A 26,722-nucleotide genomic window follows, 5' to 3' on the forward strand; every position below is an offset into this window, starting at 1 on the left:
CGTCGGAGGAAGCGCCCCCATGACCCGAGGTGCCACGGACGGCGCCGTCCCCCAGGGAGCCGAGGGCCCCAAGGGACGCAGCCGGCGCAGCTTCGCGGGGGCGCGCCCGGTGATGGACGACGTGGCCCGTCTGGCCGGTGTCTCGAAACAGACGGTCTCCCGGGTGCTCAACGACAGTCCCGCGGTGCGGCCCGAGACCAGGGAGGCGGTCGTGGCCGCCATGCGCACACTCGGCTACCGGCCGAGCCGCAGCGCGCGTTCCCTGGCCAGTGGCAGGACACGCATGCTCGGGGTGATCTCGTTCGACGCGGCGCGCTACGGGCCCGCCTCCATCCTGACCGCGATCAACTCCGCCGCCCAGGAAGCCGGTTACCTGGTCAGTTCCATCGCGCTCGACACGGCCGACCGGGACACCCTGGTCCGCGCCGTGCACACGCTGTCGGCCGAGGGGGCGGACGGCCTGCTCGCCATCGCACCGCAGCGCTGGGTGGGCAGGGCCCTGGCGGAGGCGGCGCTCGACGTCCCCCTGATGGTCCTGGAGAACGACCTCGGGGACGACGCCTCCTACGTCACCGCGGACTCCCGCGACGGGGCGCGCCAGGCCACCGAGCACCTGCTGAAGCTCGGCCACGGCACGGTTCACCACATCGCGGGCCCCACGGGCTGGCTGTCCGCCGAGCGCCGATTGGAAGCGTGGCGGGACACCCTCCGGGCGGCGGGGGCCGAGGTCCCCGAGCCGCTCATCGGCGACTGGAGCGCGGACTCCGGGTACGCGCTGGGCCGCCGGCTGGCCGCGCGCCCCGAGGTCACGGCGGTGTTCGCCTCCAACGACCAGATGGCGCTCGGCGTGCTGCGCGCCCTGCACGAGGCCGGACGGCACGTTCCGGACGACGTCAGCGTCGTCGGCTACGACGACATCCCCGAGGCCGCCCACATGCTGCCCCCGCTGACGACCGTGCGTACCGACTTCGCCGCGACGGGCCGGCGTTCGCTTCAGCTGCTGCTGTCGCGCATCGACGGTTCGGCGAAGCCCCGGATCGATCACATCGAGCCGGTCCGGCTCGTCGTACGCCGCAGCACGGGCCCCGCGCCGCGGGAGCGGTGACACGGGGGCGGTGACACGGCGGCAAACGCCGGGCGACCCCGCCCGGCGCCAGGGGGTGGCGTTCGGATCACCGCGGGTCCGCGGCGATCCGAACGACGCCCTCTGGGCCGAGCGGACCCGCCGCCGTTCCGTTCGCTCGGCTCAGCCGTTCGGCCGCAGGGTCCAGACAACGGTCATCTCGCCCGTGACGGCGCCGTCCGCGCGCTGGATGGCGATGGCCACGGGGAACTCGGGGCGCTGACCCGCGTCGAGCTCGGCGACGACCTCCGCGGCCGGACGGCCGAGGGTCGCGGTGGCCGTCACGGGGCCCATCGCGAGCTTCTTGTACGCGATCTCGGCGCTGACCGCGAGCGGCACGGCGCGCGACAGCTGCTCCCCGAACGCGGCGAGGACGATCGCCCCGCTCGCCGACTCGCCGAGGGTGAACATCGCTCCGGCGTGCGGCCCGCCGACGTGGTTGTGGTAGTCGCTCTGGTCCGGCAGGGCCACCACGGCCTTGTCCGGCGTGGTCTCCACGAACTCGAGGTTCAGTGTCCGGGCCATCGGCACGGTGGCGGCGAGCATCTCGCCGATCGTCATCTGGTCTGCGCTCATGGCGGCATGTTACTCATGAGTAGCCCGCTCTGGCCAGATTTCGATGCGTCCCTGACAAGGAGCAGTGACCGAATCGTTTCCCTCGTGCCACTAGGGTTAACGCCCATGTGGCCAGGACAGCAGCCGCCCGGGGGCGAGCAGAACCCGCAGAACAGCCCGTACCAGCAGCCGAATCCGTACCAACAGCCCGGCTATCAGCAGCCCAACCCCTACGGGCAGCAGCCGCAGTGGGGCACCCCCGCGGGCATGGGCGCGCCGCAACCACCGCAGGGCGGGGGCGACGGCGGCAACCGGACGAAGCTCGTGGCGATCGTCGCGGCCACGGCCGTGGTGGTGGCCGCAGGCGTGACGGGATTCCTGGTCCTCGGCGGAAACAAGGACGACAAGGCCGAGGGCGGCACGAACGACACGTCCGGCCCGTCGACGTCGGCATCGGCGGACCCGAGCGACTCGGCCTCCGCTTCGGACGACAACCCGCGCGGCACGGAGACGGAGAAGCCGACCATCGCCGGCTGGAAGGTCGTGGTGAACCCCAAATGGGGCATCGCCTTCGACGTGCCCGCGGACTGGGAGGTCCAGTCCCCCGGCCTCGGGATCGGCTTCGAGTTCCCGAAGGAGGAGGACAAGGGAATCACGATGTCGGGCACCGCCGAGTACAAGTCCAAGTGGTGCACCTCGGACGACGACAAGGACGGCCGGACCGAGGACACCCCCCTGGCCGTGGTGGGCACCAAGGGCGCCAGCGGTGCCAAGAACAGCGACGAGGTCGCGATCAACACCCCCGCCTGGTGGGTCTTCGGCGGCTACACCCAGCCCGACAAGAAGAGCCTCTCGTACGACAAGAAGGCCACGCCCTTCACGACCACCTCGGGCATCACGGGCAGCGTCGGGTGGGCCCAGTCGACCAACACACCCGACAAGGGCAAGTGCGCGAGCGACGGCAAGGCACTCACGTTCGGCTTCAAGAACTCCGCCGCCGATTTCGTGTCGTTCAACTTCTACGGGGCCAAGGGCGTGAAGGACGAGGTCGCCAAGGCGACCATCATGAAGATCCTCGGCACGGTCCGGCTGCACGGGACCCCGACCGGCGGCTGACCCCGGTGGCACACCGGCCCGCCCCGACGGGCGGGCCGGAACGCCGGGAGCCTCAGCCCTTCAGGTAGTTGCGGAAGACCCAGCGGCCCGTGATCGACTCCTCGTCGACGTGGCACTGGCCGATGCACACCCAGTTGCCGGTGCTGTTGCTGCAGGCATAGTCGGCGTGCACCTTGTTGTCCTTGTACTTGTAGCCGACCACGCTGCCCCGAGGCGACGGCGTGGCATGGACAGCCACCTTCTCCTGACTGACGGTGTAGCTGTGGCTGACCGGCTGACAGGAGAACGAAGCCGCCGAGGCGGGCATCGAGGCCGCGACGGGAAGGGCGGCGCCCACCAGCGCGGCCGTGGCGAACAGAGATGCAACATGCTTTCGCATGACGCTCCTTTCCTTGGGAACAAAGCGTTCCTGGGGGTGGCGAATCATCATGAACATGACATGATCACCATAGGAGACACCGCGACCAGCGTCAAAGAAGCCGCCGGTGCGGCGAGTCGGCCCGCGGCCAGGCACGATGTTGCGCGCGGGGACCGCGGCAGCGACAGTCGGCCGGTGATCTCCGCCGCCGACTCCTCCCGCCGCTCCCGCCGCCCTGCCCGGGCGGGCCGCAACTACACCCTGCTGACCGCCGCCGCGGTCGTCACCAACCTGGGCAGCCAGTGCGCGCTGATCGCCGCGGCGTTCGCGGTGCTCGAGACGGGCGGCGACGGGGGTGACGTGGGGCTGGTGGCGGCGGCTCGGACGCTGCCGCTGGTGCTCTTCCTGCTGATCGGCGGAGCGGTCGCGGACCGGTTGCCGCGTCATCGGGTGATGGTCGCGGCCAACGCCCTGAACTGCGTCTCGCAGGCGGTGTTCGCGATCCTCGTCCTCGCCGGTGAGGCGCGACTGTGGCAGATGACGCTGCTGTCCGCGCTCGGCGGCACCGGGCAGGCGTTCTTCAGCCCGGCGGCCGAGGGCATGCTGATGTCCTCGGTGAGCGGGGAGCAGGCGAGCCGCGCCTTCGCCATGTTCCGGATGGCGATGCAGGGCGCCGGCCTGGGCGGCGCGGCCCTGGGCGGGGCGATGGTGGCCTTGGTCGGGCCCGGCTGGGTGCTCGCCGTGGACGCGGTGGCGTTCGCGGTCGCCGGGGCGCTGCGGTCGTTCCTGGACGTGAGTCACATACCGCCGCGCGAGCCCGGCGGCGGGCTGCTCTCCGATCTGCGCGAGGGCTGGCGGGAGTTCGTCGGACGGCCGTGGCTGTGGACGATCGTCGCCCAGTTCTCCGTGGTGGTCGCGGTCGTCGGCGCCACCGACGCGGTCTACGGTCCACTGGTCGCCCGGGACAGCCTCGGCGGGCCGGGGCCATGGGGGCTCGCGCTCGGCGCGTTCGGTGCCGGAACCGTCGGCGGCGCACTGCTGATGACCCGCTGGAAGCCGCGCCGCCTGCTGCTCGCGGGCACCCTCCGCGTCTTCCCGCTCGCCGCCCCGGCCGCAGCACTCGCCGTGCCGGTCCCGGTGGGTCCGCTGTGTGCCGTGATGTTCGTGAGCGGTGCGGCGATCGAGGTCTTCGGGGTGTCGTGGATGACCTCCCGGCCCCAGAACATCCCGAGGGTTGTAGGAAACGGTCTGCGAACGCGGCTTGGTATGGATCAAGCCGTCGTTCCTGTGGCTGGGATCTGAAGGATGGCCAGGGTGAACGGACCCCAGTCCCCGCTGCCGAGTCTGGAGCCGGTGGGGCACGGGCATGATGCGTACCATGCCGAACGAATCTTCAGGCCCGCGCCGTCCGCCCTTGCTGTGGGAGCAACACTGCTGCCTGCCGTTGGAGCGGCGCGCGGATGTCGGCGAACTGGCCCGCTACCGCAGACCGGGCGGCAGCTTCGTTTCGGTGAACGTGGGCTATGTTCCCCACAGCGCTGAGGACGTCACCGGCCTGATCGCGAGTTGGCGACAGCGGATCGCCGCGGATGAACGTTTGCGGCTCGCTGCGAGCGTCGACGACGTGGAAGCCGCAGGGCGTGCGGGGGACGTGGCGGTGGCCTTCGACCTGGAGGATTCCGGCCCGCTCGATGGGCAGTTGGACCGGGTGCGCCACTTCTACGATCTCGGTGTCCGCACGATGCTGCCGAGCTACAACAACCGCAACGCGGCCGGCGGCGGTTGCCTGGACGAGGTCGACGAGGGGCTCACCGCCTACGGTCGGGCGCTGATAAGGGAGATGAATGTCGTCGGCATGGTGGCAGACGGATCTCACTGCGGTGCCCGTACCGGGCTGGACATGTGCGAGGTCTCCGAACAGCCGGTGATCTACAGTCACTCATGCATGCGCTCGGTGTGGGAGCATCCCCGCAACATCAGCGACGAACAGGCCAAGGAGTGCGCCGCCACGGGCGGGGTCATCGGCATCACCGGTGTCGGTATCTTCCTCGGCCTCAACGACGCCACCATCAACGCGCTTGTGCGGCACATCGATTACGCCGTCGATCTCGTAGGCCCGGAACACGTCGGAGTGTCGACCGACTACCCGTTCGACCACGAGGACTTCAACGCGATGCTCGAACAGAGCCCGGAGTCGTTCCCCGACTGCTACACCCGCTGGGGGCCGATCAACTTCATGCCCCCGGAAAGTCTGCTGACTGTCGAAAACGCGCTGCTCGCCCGGGGATACCCCAACGACGCCGTCACCGCGATCCTGGGCGGCAACTTCCGCCGCGTCGCCGCGCTGGTGTGGCAGTAGTCCGGGCGTGCTCCTCGTCCTCTTCGGCGCCCGGCTGTGGCACCGGCGGCCGAAGGATCCCTCCTCCATCGGCTCAGCCGGACTGCCGGTCGGGCAGGAGATGGCATCGCTGGCGATCTTCGTCCTGATCGCCGCCCTCGGCCTGCTGGCCCCACTGGGGGTCTACATGCTCGGCGGAGAGCGAGCGAAGACCACACTCGGCAACTGGAAAGACTGGGCAGCTCAGCACAACGTCGCCGTGATGGCGGTCCTGTTCTTCGTCATCGGACTGAAGCTGCTCGGTGACGGCATCGGCATCCTCACCTCCTGACGGGTCTACTCACGCGTTGTGCGCTGCGACGGTGGTCACGAACGCGTGGACGCCGCTGTGCTCCTCAACTGACCGTGACTGACCGTTCGATCTGGCACGTATCTGGCACGCGCAGCAGATCTACCCGAGGCAGGGTTCGCTGTGGAGACGCCCTCAGAGCCAGCAGGTGTGTGCAACCGGGGAGCAGAGGTGCGTCAGTAGCCGGTGCCGCGCTTGACCTGAGCCCGCTCGATCTCATGGGTCGCACCCTTGTCGTCCAACGTGCGACACGCGTCGGCAATGTCCTGGCTCAGGCGATCGATCTGCTCCCGGCTCAGGGTCTCCTTGACCAGGGCACGCATGATCTTCACCCGCTCCGCGTTGGGCGGGAGCGTGTACGCCGGCACCATCCAGCCGCGCTCGGCCGAGAGTTGCCAGGCGACGTCGGACTCGTCGTAGGCGTGCTTGCCGGCGAGACGGAAAGCGACCAGCGGCAGCTGTTCGAGGTCGCTCCCGATCACTTCGAAGCGGTCGCTGCTACGCAGGTTGTCCGCCAACGCGTGGGCGTTCTCCTGCAACATCTTCATGACGTAGGTGTAGCCCTGGCGACCGAGCCGGACGAAGTTGTAGTACTGCGCGAGCACCATCGACGCGCCGGTAGAGAAGTTCAGCGTGAACGTCGCGTCGGTCTTGCCCAAGTAGTTCTCGTGGAACACGAGGTCCTTGGGCAGGTCGGACTCCTCGCGGAAGACCAGCCAGCCGATGCCGGGGTAGACCAGGCCGTACTTGTGTCCCGAGACGTTGATCGAACGGACCTGCTCAAGCCGGAAGTCCCATTTCGAGTCCGGGTAGAGGAAGGGCCACACGAATGCGCCACTGGCTCCGTCAACGTGGATCGGGATGTCGAGGTCCCGCTCCTTGCGGACGTCCCGCAGAAGCTTGTCGATCCCGACGACGTCGTCCTTGTGGCCGGTGAACGTGGTGCCGAGGACGGCGACGACGCCGATCGTGTTCCCGTCGAGGAGAGGCTCCACGTCCTCCGGGCCGATCGTGTACTTGCCCTCGGCAAGCGGCACGATCCGCGGCTCGACGTCGAAGTAGCGGCAGAACTTCTCCCACACGACGTGGACGTCCCCGCCGAAGATCAAGTTAGGTCGGTCGACCGACAGATTGGCCGCCTGGCGGCGCTCCCGCCACTTCCACTTCAGCGACAGCGCCCCGAGCATGATCGCCTCGGACGAGCCCTGGGTCCGACATCCGGTTGTCTTGCCCGGCGCATTGAAGAGGTCGGCGAGCATGCGCACGCAACGCTGCTCGATCTCGGCGGAAATCGGGTACTCCGCATGGTCGATGAAATTGCGGTGGAGATTCTCGGCGATGATCCGTTGCGCCTCCGGCTCCATCCAAGTGGTGACAAACGTCGCGAGGTTACGCTGCGGGTCACCCTCCATGGCGAGGTCCACATCCAGCAGCCTCATTGCGTCCGTCGCAGCCATGCCCTCCTCGGGGAAGCTCTCCGAGGGAGCGGGCACGGTCAAGAATCGGTTGCCGAACAGGGCCGCATCGTCACCCTTAGTCATATGACGATTCAAACAGCGCCGGTGCCTGTCTCGGCGAGGGACACGCCGAGACAAATAGCGAGGCTCCGAACGGAGGTGACCTGCGGGCCGGCGAGGGAGCTGCAGCCACCGGACCACATGCGGCAGCCGATCTGGAGGAGGCCGCTGGCCAGTGGTAAGACTGGGTGACTTTGGTTGTAGAGCCATGTCTTGTTGGTGCTGAGGAGGCGGGCATGTTCGATGAGGCCAGCGAGAACGAGCTCCTGCTCGCCGCGATGATGCAACTCGGTGCGAAGGGCGGCTCGATAGGAGCTGCCGCTGGAGGCGCGGCCACCGGAACGCACGGTTTGGGCAGAGCAGGGGCACGGGGCGGTGCTCGTGGAGGCGCGCGAGGCTTCAAATGGACAAAGAAGGACGTCAGTACCACTCTTGTCGAGTTGTCCGGAACGGTGACGGCAGTCTCCCAGCTGGTCCACACGACTCTGGCCGACATGGGGAGTCTGCTAGGCGCGGAGGCCCGAGACAACGGGGACATCGCCGTACGGGCAATGGTCGGTGTAGGGATTGGGGGCCTGAACCCCACCGTTGTGACCGTTGTTGTGGCCGCAGGTCCCGAAGGTGTAGCGGTGGTGGAGCTCCGCGCCGCAGGTCGTGAGGGGCTCATCAAGCAGCACCCCGCCGAAAAGGCTCTGGCCAAGATCACCGCTCAGCTCAAAGCTGCCTCGCAGTAACGACGGCCACACGGACCCAGCCCAGCGGGCGCCCCGACGTGTGCCCGGCTCTCTACGCCGCGTAACGCAGCTGGGTCGGCCCACCGATGGTCGTTTGCCACCCGGGGGCGGTAACACCCCAGACCTTCATACGTGCTGGAAGGTTACGTTCGTCAAGGTGTTGCGCGCAGTCCCGGGAGATCTCTGAGTTTGCCGGGCATACAGCGGACCGATGGTCTGCGGGGGCGCTGAGCCCAAAGGTCTGTGAGCGAGGCTTGACGTGGATCAAGCCGTCGTTCCTCTCACGGACGGCCGTCGGCCGTTCGGCCGGCTTGTCCGGTCATGGACGGAGATGGGCCAGCAGTTCGTCCCCGGCGGGGTAGGGGTGTTCCTGGGGCAGCAGCACGGTCGCAGCGTCCATCTCGTTGCGGCCTACGAGGTCGTGGATCTCGCGGGCGAGCGGAGTCACGTCGCTGATGGCCACCGTCCACTCGTCCGCGTAGCGCCCTACGGCCTCGCCGGACAGCCCGAGTTGGAGCGAGCGGTACGTCAGGGGGCGCAGGTGCAGATCACGCTCCGGATCCCACTGGACGCGGGCCGGTGCGCGCTTGAGCTGACGTTGCCAGGTGCCGCGGTCAGGGTGACAGCCCGCGCACATAGCTCGACAGGCACGCGTGACGCAGTGCCCACTCGAAGCCGTCGCGGGTGATCTCGACGGCCAGAACAGTCTCCTGCCCGGCCTTCGTCGCCCAGCCACAGCGGTACATCATCCACAGAAAAGACGGCTTGATCCAGGTCAAGGCGTGTTCACAGTCCTGTTCGGCGCGCTCATCCACACCGCTGACTGCTGATTGCCGGTGCACCGGGCATCAGGAGGCGATCAACGGGGTGCCCGACGAGCCGCGGACTCCGGGGCGTCCGCTGCTGGATGCGCCGTCGTCGTCGCCGTTTGCGGAGGAGAGAGCGCTGAGCGGAGGTGTCTGCGAGAGCTGACTCCGAGCTTGGTGAATACGTTGCCCAGGTGCCACTCCACCGTGCGTGGGCTGATGAACAACTGGGCGGCGATCTCGGAGTTGGTGTGACCGTCTCTGGCCAGGCCGGCGATCTGTGCCTCCTGGCCGGTGAGTTCGGCGACGGCGTCGACCGACCGCTTGCGTACGGTTTCTCCGGTTGCCAGAAGCTCCCTGCGGGCCCGCTCGGCAAAGGCATCGGCTCCGATCCGGCTGAACGCCTCGTAGGCGGAGCGCAGTTGAGCACGGCTTTCCTGACGGCGGTTCTGGCGACGCAGCCACTCGCCGTACAGCAGACGGGCACGGAACAGCTGGACGGCGACCCGGCAGCGTCCGAGATGCTCGATCCCCTCCCGGTAGAGCGCATCGGCAGCTTCGCCGTCGCTCAGTAGCGCGCGTGAGCAGGCCTCCATGCCCAGTGCCCACTCTGTTCCGCTGGTGTGTGTGCGTTCGGTGAGCTTCTCCAGCGCCGACGCGGCGGCCGCCGGCTGTCCACTTCGGGCGGCCGCCTCGATCAGTTCGGCAAGCGTCCAGCCGAAGAAGCCCAGATCCTCGTATTGACATGCACGCGTCGCCGCTGCCAGGGCTTCCTCGTAGTGGCCGAGGCCGTTGTGCAGCACTGTGGTCGCGTACTCGGCCAGGCTGAGAACACGCCCCTCACCCCGGGCGCGCACCTCTTCGATGGTCGTCTCGATGAGGCCCCGTGCCTGGGATTCCTGTCCTCGCCAGGCGGCGAGCACCAGGGACGTGTACATCATGGGTACGCCGCCCGCCGCCTCCGAGATCGCCGTCGCCTCGTCGATCAGAGCCGCCGCAGTGCCGAATTCGCCGGCGTGCACGTGGCAGCACGCCTGGTAGGTCAGCACCATCGGGAGGACGGCGAGCGCGCCCACTTCGCGGGCGATTCCGACGGCGCCGGTCGCCAGCTCGTGCCACGCGTCGTCGTCCCACAGCTCCGGGGCGAGAGGCTCGGGTGTCACCCGGAACGCCAGCCACAGCCAGCGCCTGTCCGCATCCGTCGTGCCGGATCTCTGCTCCTGCCGGACGGCGCGCAGGGCACGCCTAAGAGCGTCGACGCTGGAGGCGTGGCCGTCGATGATCAGGTCGGCCATGCTGTCCAGCAGGACGTCGACCATCCGCGGCGGCGTCGACGGCGGTGGTCCGGCGCGGGCGGCCTCGGCCACCTCGCGCTGCCCGGGGCCCGTGCTCAGGCGGCCGGCGAAGAGCGCCGCGCCGACAGCTTCCAGCAGGGTGTCACGGGCAAGGGCGCTGTCGAGAGGCGCAAGCCGGCGTGCCGCGTCGAGCAGAAGCCCGGGCGCCTCGCTCCCGCGCTGCTGGGAGAAGACCAGTCGGGCTCGCAGCCGATCCAGCCGGGCGCGCTGCAGGTCGTCGAATGGGCCGGCCTCCGCGGCCGCCAGCAGGTTGTGCGCATGGTCGGCCCCGCCGGAGTCGATCGCGGCCTGAGCGGCGGCCAGTGCACGGGTGACGCGGTGCGCGGGATCGGGTGTCAGCTCCGCCGCCCGCCGCAGGAACGATGCTGCCGCGACGACTCCTCCCCGGCCTCGCGCCCTGTCGGCCGAGCGTTCCAGGTCGACGGCGACGCTCTCGTCGGGCCGGGTGGCGGCGTGAGCGCGATGCCAGGCTCTGCGATCAGGATCAACGCGGGGATCGGTGGCTTCCGCCAGTGCTCGGTGCGCCGTCCGGCGGTCCGGCGCGGGTGTCCTCTGGTAGACGGCCGAGCGGACCAGGGGGTGACGGAACCGCACCCTGGTGCCGAACTCGACCAGTCCCGCCGCCTCGGCCGGCGCTGCGGCCTCCGCCGGTATCCCCTGCAGATCAGCCGCCCGCCACAACAGATCCATGTCTCCGGTCGGCTCGGCCGCGGCGGTCAGCAGAAGCCGCCGACTGTCCTGCGGAAGTGATCGGAACTGCTGGTGGAAGGCGGTCTCGATACAGCTCGCCACGGAGCGTCTGCCGGGGAGTCCGAAGCCGCCCGCCAGCTCGGCAGGGGCGAGCGCGTGCGTCACCTGCAGCAAGGCCATCGGGTTGCCGTGCGCCTCCGACACGATCCGGTCCCGTACGAGCGGGTCGAGCGGCACGCGCACGGCCGAAGCCAGTAGGGCACGCGCGTCGGGCTCGCTGAGGCCCTCGACGATCAGCTCCGGCAGACCTGCCAGCTCACGATCGCCATCGGGCTCCCGCAGGGCGAAGATCAAAGCCACCCGCTCGGCTTTCAATCGCCTGGCGACAAACGCCAGCACCTGCCGGGACCCGTCGTCGAGCCACTGCGCATCATCGACGAGGCAGGCAAGCGGCTGATCCTCGGGGGCGCCGGCCAGCAGACTGAGCACGGCCAGGCCTACCAGGAACCGGTTCGGCGCATCGCCCTCCCGCAGTCCAAACGCGACGGACAACGCATTGCGCTGCGGTCCAGGCAGCTCATGAAGCCGACCCAGCATGGGCGCGCAGAGCTGGTGAAGGCCCGCGAACGGTAGCTCCATCTCCGACTCGATGCCTGCGACGCCGACCGTACGAAATCCGACGGCCCGGCCGGCTGCGTAGTCCAGCAGTGCGGTCTTGCCGATCCCTGCCTCACCACGAAGAACCAGGACCGCGCTGCTGCCCGCCCGCGCTGTGGCCAGTACCCCCTCCAGCGCGGCCAGCTCCTGGCTCCGGCCCCGCAGTGCGACCTGCGCTTCACTGGCGGGCACGCCCATGGGTCGATCTCCCTGGTCCGCTGCTTGGTGCATTGCGCATCCAACGCGGTCATTCTGGTCAGGTCGAGCCGGTTGGCCTTCCGGTGCGAGCCTCACCGCACGACTCGGCCTCGCAAGGGCTTTCGGCCGACCGCTCGTAGGGTTCACAGCCCACCGAAGCGGCAGGAACGACTAGGCATGCTGCCCTCGGACACCGCTTGACACCTGATCTATCACCTTAGTGCGCTTTTGGGGCTTTCAGCAGCTATGCGGGGTCCAGGCGCGCACGGCGCTTGGTGCACTCCGATCACCGCTCGGCCCGCCGATGATCCTCCGCCTTGGTCCAGTGCTTTCAACAAGCCGTTGCAGGCAGCGACTGCTTCGGACCGTACGTGACCCAAAGGTCCGTGGTTTCCGGCGCGAACAACATGCCCCCGGGTTCAGCCACGGGTTCGACCCCGGGGTTTCTACAGGGGCGAGGCACGAACGGCGATGTCAGCGTGGAGGAGTCAGCGGCACGAGGCCGCTGATGTTGAAAAGGAGACCCCCACGCATGTCTGCAACACCAGAAGAGACAGCGATCCGTCCGTTCACGTTCGAGTTCCCCGAGGCGGAACTCAAGGATCTGCGTGCGCGTATCGAGGCGGCGCGGTGGCCGGAGAAGGAGACCGTCACGGATCAGTCGCAGGGCCCACAGCTGGAGACGATGAAGGAGCTCGCGCGGTACTGGGCGTCGGAGTACGACTGGCGCAAGGCCGAGGCGAAGCTGAAGGCCCTGCCGCACTTCATCACCGAGATCGACGGGCTGGACATCCACTTCATTCACGTCCGCTCGAAGCACGAGAACGCTCTGCCGATCATCGTGACGCACGGATGGCCGGGCTCGATCATCGAGCAGCTGAAGATCATCGAGCCCCTCACCAACCCCACTGCCCACGGCGGGAGCGCGTCGGACGCCTTCCACGTGATCATCCCGTCGATGCCCGGCTACGGGTTCTCGGGCAAGCCGACCTCGACCGGCTGGGGTCCCGAGCGTATCGCCCGTGCCTGGGGCGAGCTGATGAAGCGCCTGGGCTACACGAAGTACGTCGCCCAGGGCGGCGACTGGGGCGCGATCGTCACAGACCTCATGGGGGCGCAGGAGCCCGAAGGCCTGATCGGCATCCACACCAACATGCCCAAGGTGATCCCGGCCGCCATCGACGCCGCGCTCATCGCGGGCAACCCGCTGCCGGCGGGCCTGTCGCTCTCCGACGAGGAGAACGCGGCGGTCGAGCAGCTGGACTTCGTGTACCGGCACGTCTACTACGCCTACATGATGGCGTCGCGTCCGCAGACGCTGACCGGGCTGGTGGACTCCCCCGTCGGGCTGGCGGCCTTCCTGCTCGACCACGACAAGGCCAGCCTGGCCCTGATCTCCCGGGCCTTCGCCGGGCACACCGAAGGCCTCACCCGGGACGACGTCCTGGACAACATCACGCTCTTCTGGCTGACCAACACGACGATCTCCGCGGCTCGCCTCTACGCGGAGAACAAGACCTCCTTCTTCGGTATCAATGGCGTCACCCTGCCGGTTGCCGTGAGCGTCTTCCCCGATGAGCTCTACCAGGCCCCGAAGAGCTGGGCGGAGCAGGCGTACCCGAACCTCGTCCACTACAACAGGCTTCCCAAGGGCGGCCACTTCGCCGCCTGGGAGCAGCCGGAGCTGCTCGTTGAGGAGATTCGCGCGGGCCTCCGGTCACTTCGCTAGATGTCCGCGCCCGACCGACGGCACAAGCCTTAGCTCGGCGGGGCGGCCGAGTGCCTCATCTCCGAGGGGCTCGGCCGCCCCGAGCTGCGTGGCCATGCCGTCTTTGTACTTCCGGACGCTGAGGTACTTCAACCGGCTGCGCGCGCAGCCGTACATTTGTGTGTGGTCACATGCCTGCCGAAACGACTGGTCGGTCGTCATCGGAGTCCACACGCCGGAGTTCTCGTTCGAGCACGCGATCGATCGCGTGCGGCGGGCGACGACGGAGCGAAAGATCCACTATCCGGTTGTGATCGACGACGACGGAGTCCAGAGGGAGGCGGAGGCTGAGTGGGACCATGTGCATACGCCCTAGGCGTGCCTCGCCTGGAGGTATCTCGGCTACGGGCGCAGCCTGCACTTCGTACGAGCTCCCCGAGCGACTGCGCTTCAACCACTGCGCCTTCGTCGGCCCGTGGACGATCGAGCGTGAGAACGTCGTGCTCAACCAGGGTGGCCGGAGCATCTGCTGCGGGTTGGTGCGGCTTCACAGCCCTCCGAACGATGTCCGGACAGCGCATCAGATCCTACGAGCTGTGGGGTGTCGATCACACTGCGGGAGTCGTCTGTACGTGACCGCGGGAGCCACCTTGATCATGTCTTCCGGCCCCGGTGAAGCGCCCACTGCGACCCCGTGGAAGCCTCGCGGGTAGCGGATCACGCTGCACTCTCTCATGTGCATGCCGATGCCCCCTTCGGGCCATGGACGATCACATCTCGCCGGTCACAGCAGCATGGATGGGAGCTGTGAACGCGGCTTGATGACTCATGTCATACGGTCCCGCTTCCACGCAGCGGTAAATCGGCCCTGGCGAACTGCGGGCATACCGATCTCCGGGGAGTACGCCTGGTAGACGGTGATCGTGGATGCCGTGTGGAGCGCACGGATGCCGCCCAGCGGTTCTTCCATGGCGTACAGGGTGGGGTCGACCGGTTCCCGTCGGCCATGGCGGCGCGCGAACGGCGATCGACACCACGGCCGGTTGGGCTCGACTCAGGCCGGTCCGGTTTCTTCTCCGGCGCTTCGGGCGCGGGGGCGATGCCGGTCGGGCACGACGCTCCCCAGTTCGTTTCGAACGGGTCACCCAGCTTGACGCCCGTCCCGCCCAGGCTGCAGTGCCCGTTCGGGTCCACGGGACGACACCCGTGGCGATCTTGCCATGACCCGAGCCGGTAAGGGCTCCCAGGCTCAGCAACTCCCGGTAGAGGTTACTTTCGTTCAGGCGTTGCTCGCTGCACCAGGAGATCCCCGAGGACCTGTGGGGCTGTTCGGCGCTGGTCGTCGTGGTCACGGCAGCCGTGCTGTGCGTGCCGGACGTACGGAATCTGACCCGGCGGACCAAGGCGGTGGCCCACGGGTCACCGGTGGCGGAGTTCGAGCTCCGGTCAGCCGATGCTGAAGGCACCGCCGGGCGGCTCGGGTGAGGGAACCGCGTCCTCGTCACGCACGGGTGCGGCGGAGCCGATGAACTCCCGCAGCGCGGCGCCGCTTTCGACGCGAGCCGGGAAGGCGTCGGCGGCCGTGCGGCGGGCGAGGACGGCCGTGTCGAGCGGGCGGTGGGAGGCCACGAGTACCGCGTTGCCGAAGCGCCGGCCACGCAGCACACCGGGTTCGGCGATCAGGGACAGCTCCTCGAACACGGTCGCGAACGTGGCGAGTTGAGAGCGCAGGAAGGCGAAGGGAGCGGCGTCGGCGAGGTTGGCCAGATAGACGCCGTCCTCGCGCAGCACGCGCACGGCGGCGCGCGCGTACGCCGTGGACGTCAGGTGCGCCGGGACGCGCGCGCCGCCGAAGACGTCCGCGATCACGATGTCGGCGGAGGCGGGCGCGGCGGATTCGAGCCAGCCCCGCGCGTCCGCGCCGTGCAGCGTGATGCCCGCGTCCTCGGGCACGGGCAGGTGCTCGCGGACCAGGTCCAGCAGACCCAGGTCGGCCTCCACCACGTCCTGCCGTGAGCCGGGGCGGGTCGCGGCCACGTAGCGGGGCAGCGTCAGGGCTCCGCCGCCGAGGTGGAGCACGTCCAGGGGCCGTCCCGGCTCCACGACCGTGTCCAGGACGTGCCCGAGCCGTCGGGCGTACTCGAACTCCAGATGGGTCGGCTCGTCCAGATCGACGTACGACTGCGGTGCGGCGTCGACCGTGAGCAGCCAGGCCCGCTTCCGGTCCACGTCCGGCATCAGCTTGGCGGTTCCGTGGTCCACGGTCCGTATCACGGGTATCGGCTCGTCCACGGGTCCATTGTGCCGCCCCTTTCAGGAGCGCGGTCATCGCTGCCGGGCTTCGCGCGGGCCGCGGACTCTGCGACGGCGCTCGGTACGAGCCGGTGCCCGCTCCCCCGTAGCGGGAGCGGGCACCCTCGTCCTGCCCCTCGGCCGTCAGTCCACCGAGGTCACCGTCCCCGCGCCGACCGTCCGGCCGCCCTCGCGGATCGCGAAGCCGAGCCCCGGCTCCAGCGGCACCTCACGCCCGAGCTCGACCGTCATCGTGACGGTGTCGCCGGGCCGGGCGACCGCGCGTTCGCCGAGGTCGACGTCGCCGACCACGTCCGCGGTGCGGATGTAGAACTGCGGCCGGTACCCGGTGGAGACGGGCGTCGTACGACCACCCTCGCCCGTCGACAGGACATACACCTGGGCCGAGAAACGGCGACTGGGGACGACGCTGCCGGGCGCGGCGACGATGTGCCCGCGGCGTACGGCGTCGCGGGGCACCCCGCGCAGCAGCAGCGCCACGTTGTCCCCTGCCTGCGCCTCGTCCATGGGCTTGCCGAAGGTCTCCAGGCCGGTCACCACCGTGTCGACGGCCGCGCCGAGCACTTCGACGCGGTCGCCGACCCGGATCGTGCCGCGCTCGACCGCTCCGGTGACGACCGTCCCGCGCCCGGTGATCGTGAGCACGTTCTCGACCGGCAACAGGAACGGCGCGTCGAGGTACCGCTCGGGCATGGGCACATAGGTGTCCACCGCGTCGAGCAGCGCGTCGATCGCCGCCGTCCAACGGGGGTCCCCCTCAAGAGCCTTGAGGCCGGACACCCGTACGACGGGTACGGACTCGCCCCCGTAGCCGTGCGCGGAGAGCAGCTCGCGGACCTCCAGCTCCACGAGGTCGGTGAGCTCCTCGTCGCCCGCGTCGGCCTTGTTCAGGGCGACGACGATGTGGTCGACGCCCACCTGCCGGGCGAGCAGCACGTGCTCGGCGGTCTGGGGCATGATCCCGTCGAGCGCGGAGACGACGAGGATCGCCCCGTCGAGCTGCGCGGCGCCGGTGACCATGTTCTTGACGTAGTCGGCGTGACCCGGCATGTCCACGTGCGCGTAGTGGCGGGTGTCGGTCTCGTACTCGACGTGCGCGATGTTGATGGTGATGCCGCGCGCGGCCTCCTCCGGCGCCCGGTCGATCCGGTCGAACGGGACGAAGGTGCCGGAACCGCGCTCGGCGAGGACCTTGGTGATGGCGGCGGTCAGGGTGGTCTTGCCGTGGTCGACGTGACCCATCGTGCCGATGTTCAGGTGCGGTTTGGTGCGGACGTATGCCGTCTTGGGCATGGCGGTACCTCGAAGCCTCTTGAGTGTCAGCGGAGCTGAGTGATGGCCCCGGCGCTCAGCGGCCGGGACGGGGACCCCAAGGACTTGCCGACCCTCCCCCTGCGGGGTCCGCCGGACGATCCGGGAAGGGTCAGCTTCGGGCGCCGTCGACGGCGGCCACGATGATCGGGACGGCAGCCTTCGGCGCATCCGCGACTGCGGATGCTGCGAGGAGGAAGGCGAGCCGGAACATGAGGCGATCATCGCCGACGTATCCGGCCACGTCGAATGGTTTTTCTCGCCACGCAGGCGGGTGTGGCGGGCGTTTCTGCTGGTGCGTCAGCGGCCGATGTTCTTGAGTGCCTCACGTACGGAGAGGGGAGCGAGCCGCTCCCGTTCCCGGGCGACGAAGGCCCGTACCGCCTCCGGATCCGTCTTCGCGTACTCGCGCAGACACCAGCCGATCGCCTTGCGAACGAAGAAGTCGGGATGTCCGGACTGCCGTACGCAGTAGGCGAAGAGCCGCTCGGTGTCGGTCGTCTCCTTGTAACGGAGTTGGTGGAGCAGGGCCGTACGGGCGACCCACAGGTCGTCGTCCTCGATCCACGCGTCCATGTCGCTCTTCAGCCTCGGATCGGCGGCCACGAGGCCTCCCACTACGTGGGAGGCGAGTGCGTCGACGGTGTCCCACCAGGAGACCGTGCCGACGAGATGGCGCGCCACCGGGAGGAAAGCGGAAGAGAGTTGCCTCACATGGCGGCGCAGGTAGTCGACGGCGAAATAGTGGTACTCGCGCTCCGGCAACGCCCAGCAGCGCAGGGCCACGGCGGAGCAATCGGCCTCTACAGGGGCCGCTGTTGCGAGGAGGACCGTGCGGGACAGCGCGCGGCGATCGGGCGTGGTCAGACCGAGGAAGGGAGCGACGTCCTTCATGTACGCGCGCATGGACACGGCCCGTTCCGGATCGGCCGCCGCGCCGTAGGTGGCGGTGAGTCGTTCCAGCACGGTGTCCGCGAGGGAACTGTTCGGCACCTCGAACCGCGCACCCGACGTTCCGGAAGCTGTGACGCCCATGAGACGAACCATACGGCGATCACACACACGGGTCGGTTAGTGTCGCCGAATGCTCGATGCCACCACCCGCTCTGGGGGCACCGCCACAGCCGTTCCCCCGGCTCCCGTCGCTGAGCTCTCCCTCGCCGCGGAGTTCGCCGTCTCCACACCCACGGGCCTCGCCGCCCGTTGCACGAGAGTCCTGCTCTCGCCCTGGTCCCGGCTCTCCCTGCTGCTGGTGCTGCTCGCGGCGGCCGCGTCGAGCGTGCTGCTCTTCGAACCGCAGCGGCTGCTGTCCGACGGCTGGCCGCCACAGCTCAGCGGCGCCGCGGCGGCCGTGGTGTTCGCGGTGGCGTACGGGCTGTGCACGGTGGCGTTCGTGCCCCGGCCGCTGCTCAACCTCGCGGCGGGCGCGCTCTTCGGCTCGCAGCTGGGCCTCGGCACCGCGCTCGCGGGCACGGTGCTCGGCGCCGGCGTGGCGTTCGGGCTCGGCCGGATCCTCGGGCAGGACGCGCTGCGCCCGCTGTTGCGCGCCCGCTGGCTGAAGGCGGCCGACGGACAGCTCAGCCGGCACGGCTTCCGCACGATGATGATGGCCCGGCTCTTCCCGGGCGTGCCCTTCTGGGCGGCGAACTACTGCGCGGCCGTCTCCCGCATGGGCTGGCTGCCGTTCCTCCTCGCCACCGCCCTGGGATCGATCCCGAACACCGCCGCGTACGCCGTCGCGGGCGCCCGGGCCTCGGCGCCGACCTCCCCCGCCTTCCTGATCGCCATGGGCTTCATCGCGCTGCCGGCCCTGGTCGGCGCGGTGGTGGCCTGGCGCAAGCGCCACCACCTGCGCGGAGACTGATCGGCCTCCAGCACTGATCGGCCTCCAGCGCTGATCAGTCTCCGGCACGGCTGTTCTCGGGGAGGCGGACGACCCGGGCCGTCCGGGGTTACACGGCCTCGATGACCATCGCGTTGGCGAGTCCGCCCGCCTCGCACATCGTCTGCAGGCCGTAGCGGGCTCCGCGCTCGCGCATCGCGTGCACGAGGGTGGTCGTCAGCCGGGTGCCGCTCGCGCCGAGCGGGTGGCCGAGCGCGATCGCCCCGCCGTGCACGTTGACCCGGGACAGATCCGCGCCCGTCTCCTGCTGCCAGGTCAGGACGACGCTCGCGAAGGCCTCGTTCACCTCGAAGAGGTCGATGTCGCCGAGGGCGAGTCCCGCCTTGCGGAGCACCTTCTCGGTGGCCGGGATGACGCCCGTGAGCATCAGCAGCGGGTCGGAGCCGGTGACGGCGAAGCTGTGCAGGCGGGCGAGCGGGCGCAGGCCGAGCCTGGCCGCGGTCTCGCTCGACGTGATCAGCACGGCCGACGCGCCGTCGTTGATCGGGCTCGCGTTGCCCGCCGTGACGGACCAGTCGATCTGCGGGAAGCGCTCGGCGTAGCCCGGGTCGTAGTAGGCGGGCTTGAGTCCGGCGAGTATCTCCGTGCTGGTGGCGGGCCGGACACTCTCGTCGCGCGTCACGCCCTCCAGGGGCGCGACCTCGGCGTCGAAGAGGCCGTTGGCCCAGGCCGCGACCGCCTTCTGGTGCGAGCCCGCCGCGAAGGCGTCCATCTGCGCGCGCGACAGGCCCCACTTGGCGGCGATGAGCTCGGCGCTGATGCCCTGCGGCACCAGGCCCTCGGGGAAGCGCGCCGCGATCCCGGGCCCGAAGGGGTCCTCGGCGCCTCGGACGTTCGAGCCCATCGGCACACGGCTCATCGACTCCACACCGCAGGCGACGACCATGTCGTACGCCCCCGACAGGACGCCCTGGGCCGCGAAGTGCACGGCCTGCTGGGACGAGCCGCACTGGCGGTCCACGGTGGTCGCGGGCACCGTCTCGGGGAAGCCCGCCGAGAGCGCCGCGTACCGGGTGATGTTCGCGGCCTGCTCGCCCACCTGGCTGACGGTGCCGCCGATGACGTCGTCGATCAGCGCCGGATCGACTCCGGAGCGCTCGACGAGGGTGCGCAGTGTGTGGGAGAGGAGCTCCACGGGGTGGACGTGGGCGAGGGAGCCGTTCGGCTTGCCCTTGCCGATGGGGGTGCGTACGGCTTCGACGATGACGGCGTCACGCATGGCTGATCTCCAAACTCACCGAGTTTGTTTTCCAAACCCACTAGGTGACTCAAGAGTAACTCAGTGGGTTGGGCAAACCAACCCACCCCCTAGACTGGTGGCATGAAGGACGCCCGCCCCTGTTCGATCGCCGACACACTCGCTGTCGTCGGCGAGAAGTACTCCCTGTTGGTACTGCGCGAGGTGTCGCTCGGCGCCACCCGGTTCGACCAGCTCGTCCGCAACATCGGCGCACCGCGCGATGTGCTCACCGCCCGCCTGAAACGGCTCGTCGACGCGGGCGTACTGGAGAAGGTGGAGTACAGCGACCGTCCGAAGCGCTACGAGTACCGGCCCACCCAGGCCGGTCTGGAACTGGAGCCGGTGCTGCACACGCTGATGGCGTGGGGCGACCGCCATCTCCAGAAGGGCGGTTTCCGCCCCATGGTGCTGGAGCACACCTGCGGCCATGAGCTGGTCCCGCAGGTCGTGTGCCGGGAGTGCGGCGAGGTGGTCGAGCACGGCCACCTGACGGCCCACCCGCAGACCCCGGGCTGGACGACGACGGGGCCTGCGGCGGCGTAGGGACGAGCGTGCACTCGCTCAGGGACGAACCTGCACCGGCTCAGGGACGGACCTGCTGTGGCGCGGGCCCGGAAGAACCCCCGTAGGGGCTAATCGGTCCCCTTGTAGACGTCGAGCCGTCCGCACATCCCGAACTTGCCGTGCGCGGACGGCTGTTCGGCCCGTACGAGGGCGTCGGCGAGGTGGGAGACGTCGCCCCGCTCCAGCCGGTCGAGCTGCTCTCCCGTGGCCGCGGCGGCGGCCTCGGCACCGCGCCGCCACCGCTCGCGCCACGCGGCGAGCCGCGGCCGCACCAGCGCGGCCGCAGCCCCGTGGAACGCGGCGAGCGGCTCGGGCCCGTCCGCCGCGCGCAGCGCCCGGTAGCCCTCCAGGGCGAGGTCCCGCCGGGCCCGGGCGACCCGCTCCTGCTCCGCCTCGGGCGCGTCGGCCGGGATCACCGTCGCGGCCGCGTACGTCTCGGGGTCGGTCAGGTACTCCGGGGGCAGGGTGAGCACGGCGTCACCCGCTTCGGGGAGGCCGTTGTTCTGCATGAGGACGGTGATGCGCAGGTCGTCCTCGTTGACCAGGCGATGGATGGTGCCGGGCGTGAACCACGCGACGGTGCCGGGTTCGAGCGGCGTGACCTCGTACCCGGACGTCGTCAACGTCTGCACCGCTCCACGCCCGCCGGTGACGACGTACGCCTCCGAACAGGTCAGGTGCAGATGGGGGGTTCCGCCGGAGACTCCGTCGGAGGCGGGCCAGTCGTACACGCAGAGGTGCGAGACGGCGACGGCGCCCGGCAGCCCGGTGAACACCGGGGTCTCGTGCGCACCACTCACCACGGGTGCTCCTCCAGATACTTGGCGACCTCCTCGCGTTCCCAGGCCCCGTCGGCCACGACGACGCGGTAGCGGCGGGTGAGGGTGGCGCCGGGGGCGAGTTCGAGCTCTTCGAAGAAGGCGAACGAGGGGGCGACGGCGGCGAACGGATCGTTGCGCACGAACCAATGGGCCGGGTGGGCGCCGCCCTCCCCGGTGTGGTCGTTCTCGGGACCGTGCGCGAAGACGAGCGTCGCGTGGCCGTCGGCGCCGTCGTGCTCGCCGGAGTACGCGAGCCAGGGCGCCTGCTGCCCCATCAGGCCGGGCCCTTCGGAGTCCGGCCCGATGATCCGGCCGTCCCGGAAGGCACGCGGCCCGCGCCAGAACAGGCCCGTGTAGCCGGCCATCTCCCGCCCCGCGGTGGTCGGGCTGCCGAAGCGCAGCGCCTCGTCCCGCCGGTTGGTGACCGCGGTCGTCCAGGTCAGCGCCCAGGAACCCGACGCGGGATCGACGTCGTGCACCTCGACGCGGCGCTCCTCCTCGGCCCACAGCTCACCGTCGTACGGATGCCAGGTGAGGCGCTCGGCGATGACCGCGCGGCCCCCGTCCGAGACCACCTCGTCGAAGCCGACGTGGGCCATCGACCCGACACGCTCCGGGAGTTCGAGGTATCCCTCCCCGTGGACGTACGTGTTGCCGCCCCACAGGTTGGAGCCCGACAGGTGGGAGGCCGTCATCTGGAGGCCCTTGTGCCAGCGGTGATCGTTGGGCCGGTAGTCCGTGACGATGTCACCGGCCAGCGTTCTGAGCGGGTGCAGATACGGCTTGGGGGCCTCCCAGGCCGCCTCGGGCCGGTAGACGTAGCTCAACAGCTCCACGCCGGTGGTCGTGTCGCTGACCGTGATGCGATCACCATGGGCGTGGACGATACGCAGCGCACCCTGCGCGGACTCGGTCATGCCGACACCTCCTGACTCACGGTGGACGTGGACTCGCCGGCGGACGCGGCGGGCGGCGCCCAGCCCGGCGCGCCCCCGTGCAGGGCCGTGTAGAACGGGTCCCCGGGCCCGACCTCCCCCGCGCGGACGGTCGTGTCGGTGAACGCCGACTTGTAGAGCGCGGTGATCAGTTCCAGACTCGTACGCCCGTCGGCGCCGCTGCTGCGCGGCCGCTCACCCGCGCGCATGCTCGCGACCAGCTCCCGCAGCTGCTCCAGATGCGAGCTGGGCACGTCCGTACCGAAGTCACGCCAGGCCGCCACGTCCTCGTCGGACACGTCGGGGGCCGGGGTGATCCGCCAGTTGTCGTTGCTGTGGCCGTAGAGGTGCGTGAGCTCGACGGTGGCGCGTTCGCAGTCGATACGGATGCGGCTCACCTCGTCCGGGCTGAGGACGCTGTTGACGATCGTGGCCAGCGCGCCGCTCTCGAAGCGGACGAGGGCGGTCGAGACGTCCTCCGTCTCCACGTCGTGCACCAGGCGCCCGGCCATCGCCCGCACCTCGCTCCACGGCCCCATCAGGTCCAGGAGCAGGTCCATCTGGTGGATGCCGTGCCCCATCGCGGGCCCGCCGCCCTCGGTCTCCCAGCGCCCGCGCCAGGGCACGGCGTAGTACTCGGCGTTGCGGTACCAGGTGGTCTGGCAGTGCGCGACGAGCGGGCGACCCATGGTCCGCTCGGCGATGAGGCGCCGCACGTGCCGGGACCCGGAGCCGAACCGGTGCTGGAAGACGATGGCCGCGTACGGGCCTCCGTCCGCCCCCTCCTCCGCCTCGACGGCGTCGAAGTCGGCGAGCGTCAGGACCGGCGGCTTCTCGCACCACACCCAGGCTCCGGCGCGCAGCGCGGCGACGGTCTGGTCACGGTGCAGGGTCGGCGGGGTGCAGATCGCGACCAGGTCCGGCCGCTGCTCCTCCAGCATGCGGTCCAGATCGGTGTACGCGTGCGGGATGCCCGCCTCGGCGCAGAACTTCTGGACGGCGTCCTCCGCGATGTCGACCGCTGCGACGATCTCCGTCTCGCCCTCCTCGGCGAGCCGGGCGAGCGCGGGAACATGGCTCCCGCGCGCGATGGCACCCGTACCGATGACGGCGGCCCGGATACGGCGGCCCTCGAACGGGGTCGCGGGACGGTTGGGGGCGGACTCGGTGCTCTTACTCATGTACGTGATCAGCGCTCCACCGGACGTGACGTCAGACGTTGGCCAACGCATGGTGTCACCGAGACGGAACCGGCGGCAGCAAGCGCTTTCTCCTCTGCTGCAACGTATGTGCCGCTCCAGCGGCAGGTCAACACCCCGGTCACCCCGTGGACAACGTTGCCCACCGGCCCTCGGCACAGGACCGTCACGGCCCACCCGCCATCCTGCCGCCGTCCGCCCACCGATCGCCCACCGATCGTCCACCGCCCAACCACCGTCTGCGCACGAAACCCCTGTGGCCGAGCTGTCCTTGGGGGACGCTACGCTGCCACCAACACCCGTGATCACCGCGCACAGCGGCCCGGCGTGCCCGTCGCCCCTTTCCGATCAGCGCTTGGACCACCTCACTTCATGTCTTGGTTTGAATCCCTCATCCTCGGACTCGTCCAGGGGCTGACCGAATTCCTTCCCGTCTCCTCCAGTGCGCATCTGCGCCTGACGGCGGCGTTCTCCGGCTGGGAGGACCCCGGAGCGGCCTTCACCGCGATCACCCAGCTCGGCACGGAGGCGGCGGTACTGATCTACTTCCGCAAGGATGTCGGCCGGATCCTCGCGGCATGGTTCCGCTCGCTCACGAACAAGGAGATGCGCCGGAACCACGACGCCCAGATGGGCTGGCTGGTCATCGTCGGCTCCATACCCATCGGCGTGCTCGGCCTGACACTCAAGGACCAGATCGAGGGTCCGTTCCGCGATCTGCGGATCACCGCGACGATGCTCATCGTCGTGGGCGTGATCATCGGCATCGCCGACCGGCTCGCGGCGCGTGACGAGACCGGCGGGAAGCACCGGGCGCCCAAGCAGCGCAAGGCCCTCGAGGACCTGAACGTCAAGGACGGCCTGCTGTACGGCCTCTGCCAGGCGATGGCCCTGATCCCCGGAGTCTCCCGGTCCGGCGCGACCATCAGCGGCGGCCTCTTCATGGGCTACACCCGCGCCGCGGCGGCCCGCTACTCCTTCCTCCTCGCCATGCCGGCCGTGCTCGCCTCGGGCACCTTCGAGGTCAAGGACGCCACCGCGAACGGCCATGTGGCGTGGGGGCCGACCATCTTCGCGACGGTGATCGCTTTCGCGGTCGGTTACGCCGTCATCGCGTGGTTCATGAAATTCATCTCGCACAAGAGCTTCATGCCGTTCGTCTGGTACCGGATCGCGCTCGGCATCGTCATCATCGCGCTGGTCTCGACCGGCGGCCTGAGCCCGCACGCGGCCGAGTCCGCGGGCTAGGGCCTGTCCGGCGGATCAGGTCGGTGGGAAGTAACGGCACCTCATAGGTGCAGATGGGCGTGCCAGACCCCGCGTCTCCGGCATGATCCGCCGGACAGGTCCTGGCGGCTCACCACCCCTCAGGCGCCCGAGCGGTCCGTCCCGGGCAGGGCGAGCGCCCAGGGTTCCGGTTCGATCCGCGCGCCGTTGGCGACGTACGCGATCGTGCGGTACCAGCCCGCGAGGACCAGCAGTTCGAGGACTTCGGGCTCGTCGAGGTGCTCCCGCAGTCCGCTCCAAGCCGCGTCGCTCACCTGGGTCGTGTCGTGCAGTTCGTCGATGGCACGGAGCAGCGCCGCCTGTCGGCCTGACCAGGCCGGATGGTCGGGTCCGCCGGTCGCCGTGAGCGCCACCTGCCGCGGGGTGAGTCCGGCCGTCTCGGCGTACGTCGCCATGTGGACGCCCCACTCGTACGCGCATCCGCAGCGGGCGGCGACGCGGGCTATGACGAGTTCTCGGTCGGCGTCGCTCAGCCGGCCGTGGACGAGGAGGCCCGCGCCCAGTGCCCGCATGCGTGAGGCGAGTTCCGGGTGGCGCTCCAGCACCTTGAACAGCATCAGGGGATCACGGGCGACACCGGGCGGCATCCACCGGTGCAACGCGCGGTCGGTCTCGGGCTCGTAGGGCGGCGTGACGCCGTCGATGCGCTGCTTCATGGCTCGCAGCCTTGCGCTTCTGAAATCGAAGCGCAAGAGTGGGAGGTGAGCAACTCCCAACGAGAGGTACGCACTTGGGCACGACACCCGCGTCGAACGACGCGACGTCCGGCGTTCCGCGGCGGGGCGATCCGGGCCCCGGCGGCTCGTTCGAGGGCACGGGCGCCTCGGCTCCCGGCAACCCCCATCAGGACGCGGACGCTCCCGCCTCCGTCAGCCCCGCATCGAGCTCTCCCGCCCCCGTCAGCCCCGCATCGAGCTCTCCGGTCCCTGGCCGCCCCGTGCGCGGCTCGGCCGGCGGTCGTCCCGTCATGGCGGCGCTGGATCTGCTCGGCCGACGCTGGACGCTGCGGGTCATCTGGGAACTGCACCGCAACGGCGCCCCGATCGGCTTCCGGGACCTCCAGCGCCGTTGCGACGACATGTCGTCCAGCGTCCTGGCCACGCGCCTCACGGAACTCCGCGAGGCGGGCATCGCCGCGTCGACATCGACGGCGGCGCAGCCGGCGGTGCATCTCACCGCGCTCGGCGACGACCTGGTCACCGCTATGGGGCCGCTGCTGGACTGGTCCCGTGCCTGGGCCGAACGGCGGTGATCGACGAGGCCTCGGGGCGCTCAACTCCGGGGCCGGTGCGCCGTCGTACGGACCGACTGAGCCCGTTCGCGTCACTCCGCGTCGGCCGTGACGAACCGCATACGGGATGAGTAGCCGCCCGGTAGCGCAGTGTCAGTCCTTGCCCCTAGGCTGGTCCGCATGTCCCCCGATTTAATGTCCTCTGGTTCCGTGCGGTCCGCTGCAGCGCTGAACGAGCAGATCCGCGCCTTGTGGATGCGCGCGGGCGGCTCCCTCTCCGCCCAGGAGCGCGCGGAGTACGAGCTGTTGGTCGTGAAGTGGGCGGAAGCGATACGCGGAGAGGTCGTCGAGGCCGCGTGAGATCGGGCATGGGGACCCGCACGAAGTCCAAGGGCCGGTGACCGGCACCCCTGT

The 26,722-nt window shown here is 69.7% G+C and carries 25 protein-coding genes and 3 pseudogenes; 14 read left to right on the top strand and 14 right to left on the bottom strand.

Annotated elements, in window-relative coordinates; genetic code table 11:
- The first annotated feature begins 19 nt into the window (after positions 1-19).
- Positions 20-1,105 (top strand): LacI family DNA-binding transcriptional regulator, encoded by a 1,086-nt coding sequence (locus tag KVT44_RS14585; RefSeq protein WP_217567364.1) that lies wholly within the window; start codon positions 20-22, stop codon positions 1,103-1,105.
- Between the two features lie 141 nt (positions 1,106-1,246).
- Here KVT44_RS14585 and KVT44_RS14590 read toward each other — a convergent pair whose 3' ends face one another.
- On the bottom strand, positions 1,247-1,699 hold the full coding sequence (locus tag KVT44_RS14590; protein ID WP_179436649.1) for a DUF4442 domain-containing protein: 453 nt from the start codon (positions 1,697-1,699) through the stop codon (positions 1,247-1,249).
- A 105-nt stretch (positions 1,700-1,804) separates the two neighbouring features.
- On the opposite strand from KVT44_RS14590, the gene KVT44_RS14595 reads away from it, so the two are divergent.
- Positions 1,805-2,794 (top strand): hypothetical protein, encoded by a 990-nt coding sequence (locus KVT44_RS14595; protein ID WP_217567365.1) that lies wholly within the window; start codon positions 1,805-1,807, stop codon positions 2,792-2,794.
- Positions 2,795-2,846: 52 nt separating this feature from the next.
- Here the strand turns inward: KVT44_RS14595 and KVT44_RS14600 are convergent, their stop codons facing one another.
- Positions 2,847-3,173 (bottom strand): hypothetical protein, encoded by a 327-nt coding sequence (locus KVT44_RS14600; protein ID WP_099923990.1) that lies wholly within the window; start codon positions 3,171-3,173, stop codon positions 2,847-2,849.
- 174 nt (positions 3,174-3,347) lie between these two features.
- Here KVT44_RS14600 and KVT44_RS14605 point away from each other — a divergent pair, with 174 nt between their 5' ends.
- The 3 genes from KVT44_RS14605 to KVT44_RS14615 all read left to right on the top strand — a co-directional run bounded on the left by KVT44_RS14605 (position 3,348) and on the right by KVT44_RS14615 (position 5,821).
- Positions 3,348-4,454 (top strand): MFS transporter, encoded by a 1,107-nt coding sequence (locus tag KVT44_RS14605; protein WP_308314007.1) that lies wholly within the window; start codon positions 3,348-3,350, stop codon positions 4,452-4,454.
- 67 nt (positions 4,455-4,521) lie between these two features.
- Positions 4,522-5,511: a dipeptidase gene (locus KVT44_RS14610; protein ID WP_254649370.1), complete on the top strand. Its 990-nt coding sequence runs from the start codon at positions 4,522-4,524 to the stop codon at positions 5,509-5,511.
- Positions 5,512-5,518: 7 nt separating this feature from the next.
- Positions 5,519-5,821: a GAP family protein gene (locus tag KVT44_RS14615; RefSeq protein ID WP_308314002.1), complete on the top strand. Its 303-nt coding sequence runs from the start codon at positions 5,519-5,521 to the stop codon at positions 5,819-5,821.
- Between the two features lie 194 nt (positions 5,822-6,015).
- Here the strand turns inward: KVT44_RS14615 and KVT44_RS14620 are convergent, their stop codons facing one another.
- Positions 6,016-7,434 (bottom strand): glutamate decarboxylase, encoded by a 1,419-nt coding sequence (locus KVT44_RS14620; protein ID WP_254649371.1) that lies wholly within the window; start codon positions 7,432-7,434, stop codon positions 6,016-6,018.
- A gap of 158 nt (positions 7,435-7,592) precedes the next feature.
- On the opposite strand from KVT44_RS14620, the gene KVT44_RS14625 reads away from it, so the two are divergent.
- Positions 7,593-8,090: a hypothetical protein gene (locus tag KVT44_RS14625; RefSeq protein WP_217567367.1), complete on the top strand. Its 498-nt coding sequence runs from the start codon at positions 7,593-7,595 to the stop codon at positions 8,088-8,090.
- Positions 8,091-8,409: 319 nt separating this feature from the next.
- On the opposite strand, the pseudogene KVT44_RS14630 reads toward KVT44_RS14625, so the two are convergent.
- Positions 8,410-8,839, bottom strand: a pseudogene (locus tag KVT44_RS14630) (DUF4291 domain-containing protein).
- Positions 8,840-8,949: 110 nt separating this feature from the next.
- Complete coding sequence (locus KVT44_RS14635; RefSeq protein WP_217567368.1) at positions 8,950-11,796, bottom strand: AAA family ATPase; 2,847 nt, start codon at positions 11,794-11,796, stop codon at positions 8,950-8,952.
- Positions 11,797-12,328: 532 nt separating this feature from the next.
- Between KVT44_RS14635 and KVT44_RS14640 the strand changes: the two genes are divergently transcribed.
- Both KVT44_RS14640 and KVT44_RS14645 read left to right on the top strand, forming a co-directional pair.
- Positions 12,329-13,525, top strand: a complete 1,197-nt coding sequence (locus KVT44_RS14640; RefSeq protein ID WP_217567369.1) for an epoxide hydrolase family protein — start codon at positions 12,329-12,331, stop codon at positions 13,523-13,525.
- 94 nt (positions 13,526-13,619) lie between these two features.
- A complete protein-coding gene (locus KVT44_RS14645) occupies positions 13,620-13,880 on the top strand; it encodes a hypothetical protein (protein WP_217567370.1) in 261 nt (86 codons plus the stop codon).
- Positions 13,881-14,333: 453 nt separating this feature from the next.
- Here the strand turns inward: KVT44_RS14645 and KVT44_RS14650 are convergent.
- A pseudogene (locus tag KVT44_RS14650) lies at positions 14,334-14,474 on the bottom strand (DUF4291 family protein); the annotation flags it as partial.
- 347 nt (positions 14,475-14,821) lie between these two features.
- Here KVT44_RS14650 and KVT44_RS58040 point away from each other — a divergent pair.
- Positions 14,822-14,989 (top strand): annotated as a pseudogene (locus KVT44_RS58040) (MFS transporter); the annotation flags it as partial.
- Here KVT44_RS58040 and KVT44_RS14655 read toward each other — a convergent pair.
- The 3 genes from KVT44_RS14655 to KVT44_RS14665 all read right to left on the bottom strand — a co-directional run bounded on the left by KVT44_RS14655 (position 14,951) and on the right by KVT44_RS14665 (position 18,163).
- Positions 14,951-15,796: a spermidine synthase gene (locus KVT44_RS14655; RefSeq protein ID WP_217567372.1), complete on the bottom strand. Its 846-nt coding sequence runs from the start codon at positions 15,794-15,796 to the stop codon at positions 14,951-14,953. The pseudogene KVT44_RS58040 and the gene KVT44_RS14655 sit on opposite strands and share 39 nt — an antisense overlap.
- A gap of 144 nt (positions 15,797-15,940) precedes the next feature.
- Positions 15,941-17,110 carry an elongation factor Tu gene (gene tuf / locus KVT44_RS14660; RefSeq protein WP_099923985.1) on the bottom strand — a complete coding sequence of 390 codons (1,170 nt, stop codon included), beginning with the start codon at positions 17,108-17,110 and terminating at the stop codon, positions 15,941-15,943.
- A 318-nt stretch (positions 17,111-17,428) separates the two neighbouring features.
- On the bottom strand, positions 17,429-18,163 hold the full coding sequence (locus KVT44_RS14665) for a DNA alkylation repair protein (RefSeq protein WP_217567373.1): 735 nt from the start codon (positions 18,161-18,163) through the stop codon (positions 17,429-17,431).
- Positions 18,164-18,212: 49 nt separating this feature from the next.
- Between KVT44_RS14665 and KVT44_RS14670 the strand changes: the two genes are divergently transcribed.
- Complete coding sequence (locus tag KVT44_RS14670; RefSeq protein WP_190169095.1) at positions 18,213-18,992, top strand: TVP38/TMEM64 family protein; 780 nt, start codon at positions 18,213-18,215, stop codon at positions 18,990-18,992.
- An 88-nt stretch (positions 18,993-19,080) separates the two neighbouring features.
- Here KVT44_RS14670 and KVT44_RS14675 read toward each other — a convergent pair whose 3' ends face one another.
- Positions 19,081-20,250, bottom strand: coding sequence for a thiolase family protein (locus KVT44_RS14675; RefSeq protein ID WP_217567374.1), 1,170 nt, complete (start codon positions 20,248-20,250; stop codon positions 19,081-19,083).
- Positions 20,251-20,352: 102 nt separating this feature from the next.
- On the opposite strand from KVT44_RS14675, the gene KVT44_RS14680 reads away from it, so the two are divergent.
- The gene (locus tag KVT44_RS14680) at positions 20,353-20,814 is read left to right on the top strand and encodes a helix-turn-helix domain-containing protein (RefSeq protein WP_217567375.1); all 462 of its coding nucleotides are present in this window, start codon (positions 20,353-20,355) and stop codon (positions 20,812-20,814) included.
- Positions 20,815-20,903: 89 nt separating this feature from the next.
- Here KVT44_RS14680 and KVT44_RS14685 read toward each other — a convergent pair whose 3' ends face one another.
- The 3 genes from KVT44_RS14685 to KVT44_RS14695 are packed head-to-tail and all read right to left on the bottom strand — an operon-like array spanning position 20,904 to position 23,772.
- Positions 20,904-21,635 (bottom strand): cupin, encoded by a 732-nt coding sequence (locus KVT44_RS14685; RefSeq protein ID WP_308314003.1) that lies wholly within the window; start codon positions 21,633-21,635, stop codon positions 20,904-20,906.
- Positions 21,632-22,573 carry a PmoA family protein gene (locus KVT44_RS14690; RefSeq protein ID WP_190169092.1) on the bottom strand — a complete coding sequence of 314 codons (942 nt, stop codon included), beginning with the start codon at positions 22,571-22,573 and terminating at the stop codon, positions 21,632-21,634. Before KVT44_RS14690 ends, KVT44_RS14685 begins: the two co-directional genes overlap by 4 nt.
- Positions 22,570-23,772: a Gfo/Idh/MocA family protein gene (locus KVT44_RS14695; RefSeq protein WP_217567376.1), complete on the bottom strand. Its 1,203-nt coding sequence runs from the start codon at positions 23,770-23,772 to the stop codon at positions 22,570-22,572. The genes KVT44_RS14690 and KVT44_RS14695 overlap by 4 nt, the downstream gene beginning before the upstream one ends.
- A 390-nt stretch (positions 23,773-24,162) precedes the next feature.
- Between KVT44_RS14695 and KVT44_RS14700 the strand changes: the two genes are divergently transcribed.
- Positions 24,163-25,038 (top strand): undecaprenyl-diphosphate phosphatase, encoded by an 876-nt coding sequence (locus tag KVT44_RS14700; protein WP_217567377.1) that lies wholly within the window; start codon positions 24,163-24,165, stop codon positions 25,036-25,038.
- Positions 25,039-25,157: 119 nt separating this feature from the next.
- Here the strand turns inward: KVT44_RS14700 and KVT44_RS14705 are convergent, their stop codons facing one another.
- Positions 25,158-25,733, bottom strand: a complete 576-nt coding sequence (locus KVT44_RS14705) for a carboxymuconolactone decarboxylase family protein (RefSeq protein ID WP_217567378.1) — start codon at positions 25,731-25,733, stop codon at positions 25,158-25,160.
- Between the two features lie 311 nt (positions 25,734-26,044).
- Here KVT44_RS14705 and KVT44_RS14710 point away from each other — a divergent pair, with 311 nt between their 5' ends.
- The gene (locus KVT44_RS14710) at positions 26,045-26,329 is read left to right on the top strand and encodes a helix-turn-helix domain-containing protein (protein ID WP_217567415.1); all 285 of its coding nucleotides are present in this window, start codon (positions 26,045-26,047) and stop codon (positions 26,327-26,329) included.
- Positions 26,330-26,488: 159 nt separating this feature from the next.
- The gene (locus KVT44_RS14715; RefSeq protein ID WP_075032584.1) at positions 26,489-26,668 is read left to right on the top strand and encodes a hypothetical protein; all 180 of its coding nucleotides are present in this window, start codon (positions 26,489-26,491) and stop codon (positions 26,666-26,668) included.
- Positions 26,669-26,722 lie beyond the last annotated feature (54 nt).

The sequence above is a fragment of the Streptomyces sp. GbtcB7 genome (genome assembly GCF_019091445.1).
GTDB lineage: Bacteria > Actinomycetota > Actinomycetes > Streptomycetales > Streptomycetaceae > Streptomyces > Streptomyces mirabilis.

What these genes read in the sequence shown, in the direction of transcription:
- KVT44_RS14625 (WP_217567367.1), top strand. Translation starts at nt 7,593, where the DNA reads ATGTTCGATGAGGCCAGCGAGAACGAGCTCCTGCTCGCCGCGATGATG.
- KVT44_RS14585 (WP_217567364.1), top strand. Translation starts at nt 20, where the DNA reads ATGACCCGAGGTGCCACGGACGGCGCCGTCCCCCAGGGAGCCGAGGGC.
- tuf (WP_099923985.1), bottom strand. Translation starts at nt 17,110, where the DNA reads ATGCCCAAGACGGCATACGTCCGCACCAAACCGCACCTGAACATCGGC.
- KVT44_RS14680 (WP_217567375.1), top strand. Translation starts at nt 20,353, where the DNA reads ATGAAGGACGCCCGCCCCTGTTCGATCGCCGACACACTCGCTGTCGTC.
- KVT44_RS14635 (WP_217567368.1), bottom strand. Translation starts at nt 11,796, where the DNA reads ATGGGCGTGCCCGCCAGTGAAGCGCAGGTCGCACTGCGGGGCCGGAGC.
- KVT44_RS14710 (WP_217567415.1), top strand. Translation starts at nt 26,045, where the DNA reads ATGGCGGCGCTGGATCTGCTCGGCCGACGCTGGACGCTGCGGGTCATC.
- KVT44_RS14665 (WP_217567373.1), bottom strand. Translation starts at nt 18,163, where the DNA reads ATGGGCGTCACAGCTTCCGGAACGTCGGGTGCGCGGTTCGAGGTGCCG.
- KVT44_RS14695 (WP_217567376.1), bottom strand. Translation starts at nt 23,772, where the DNA reads ATGAGTAAGAGCACCGAGTCCGCCCCCAACCGTCCCGCGACCCCGTTC.
- KVT44_RS14700 (WP_217567377.1), top strand. Translation starts at nt 24,163, where the DNA reads ATGTCTTGGTTTGAATCCCTCATCCTCGGACTCGTCCAGGGGCTGACC.
- KVT44_RS14675 (WP_217567374.1), bottom strand. Translation starts at nt 20,250, where the DNA reads ATGCGTGACGCCGTCATCGTCGAAGCCGTACGCACCCCCATCGGCAAG.
- KVT44_RS14690 (WP_190169092.1), bottom strand. Translation starts at nt 22,573, where the DNA reads ATGACCGAGTCCGCGCAGGGTGCGCTGCGTATCGTCCACGCCCATGGT.
- KVT44_RS14640 (WP_217567369.1), top strand. Translation starts at nt 12,329, where the DNA reads ATGTCTGCAACACCAGAAGAGACAGCGATCCGTCCGTTCACGTTCGAG.
- KVT44_RS14705 (WP_217567378.1), bottom strand. Translation starts at nt 25,733, where the DNA reads ATGAAGCAGCGCATCGACGGCGTCACGCCGCCCTACGAGCCCGAGACC.
- KVT44_RS14590 (WP_179436649.1), bottom strand. Translation starts at nt 1,699, where the DNA reads ATGAGCGCAGACCAGATGACGATCGGCGAGATGCTCGCCGCCACCGTG.
- KVT44_RS14595 (WP_217567365.1), top strand. Translation starts at nt 1,805, where the DNA reads ATGTGGCCAGGACAGCAGCCGCCCGGGGGCGAGCAGAACCCGCAGAAC.
- KVT44_RS14610 (WP_254649370.1), top strand. Translation starts at nt 4,522, where the DNA reads ATGCGTACCATGCCGAACGAATCTTCAGGCCCGCGCCGTCCGCCCTTG.
- KVT44_RS14600 (WP_099923990.1), bottom strand. Translation starts at nt 3,173, where the DNA reads ATGCGAAAGCATGTTGCATCTCTGTTCGCCACGGCCGCGCTGGTGGGC.
- KVT44_RS14715 (WP_075032584.1), top strand. Translation starts at nt 26,489, where the DNA reads ATGTCCCCCGATTTAATGTCCTCTGGTTCCGTGCGGTCCGCTGCAGCG.
- KVT44_RS14645 (WP_217567370.1), top strand. Translation starts at nt 13,620, where the DNA reads ATGCCGTCTTTGTACTTCCGGACGCTGAGGTACTTCAACCGGCTGCGC.
- KVT44_RS14670 (WP_190169095.1), top strand. Translation starts at nt 18,213, where the DNA reads ATGCTCGATGCCACCACCCGCTCTGGGGGCACCGCCACAGCCGTTCCC.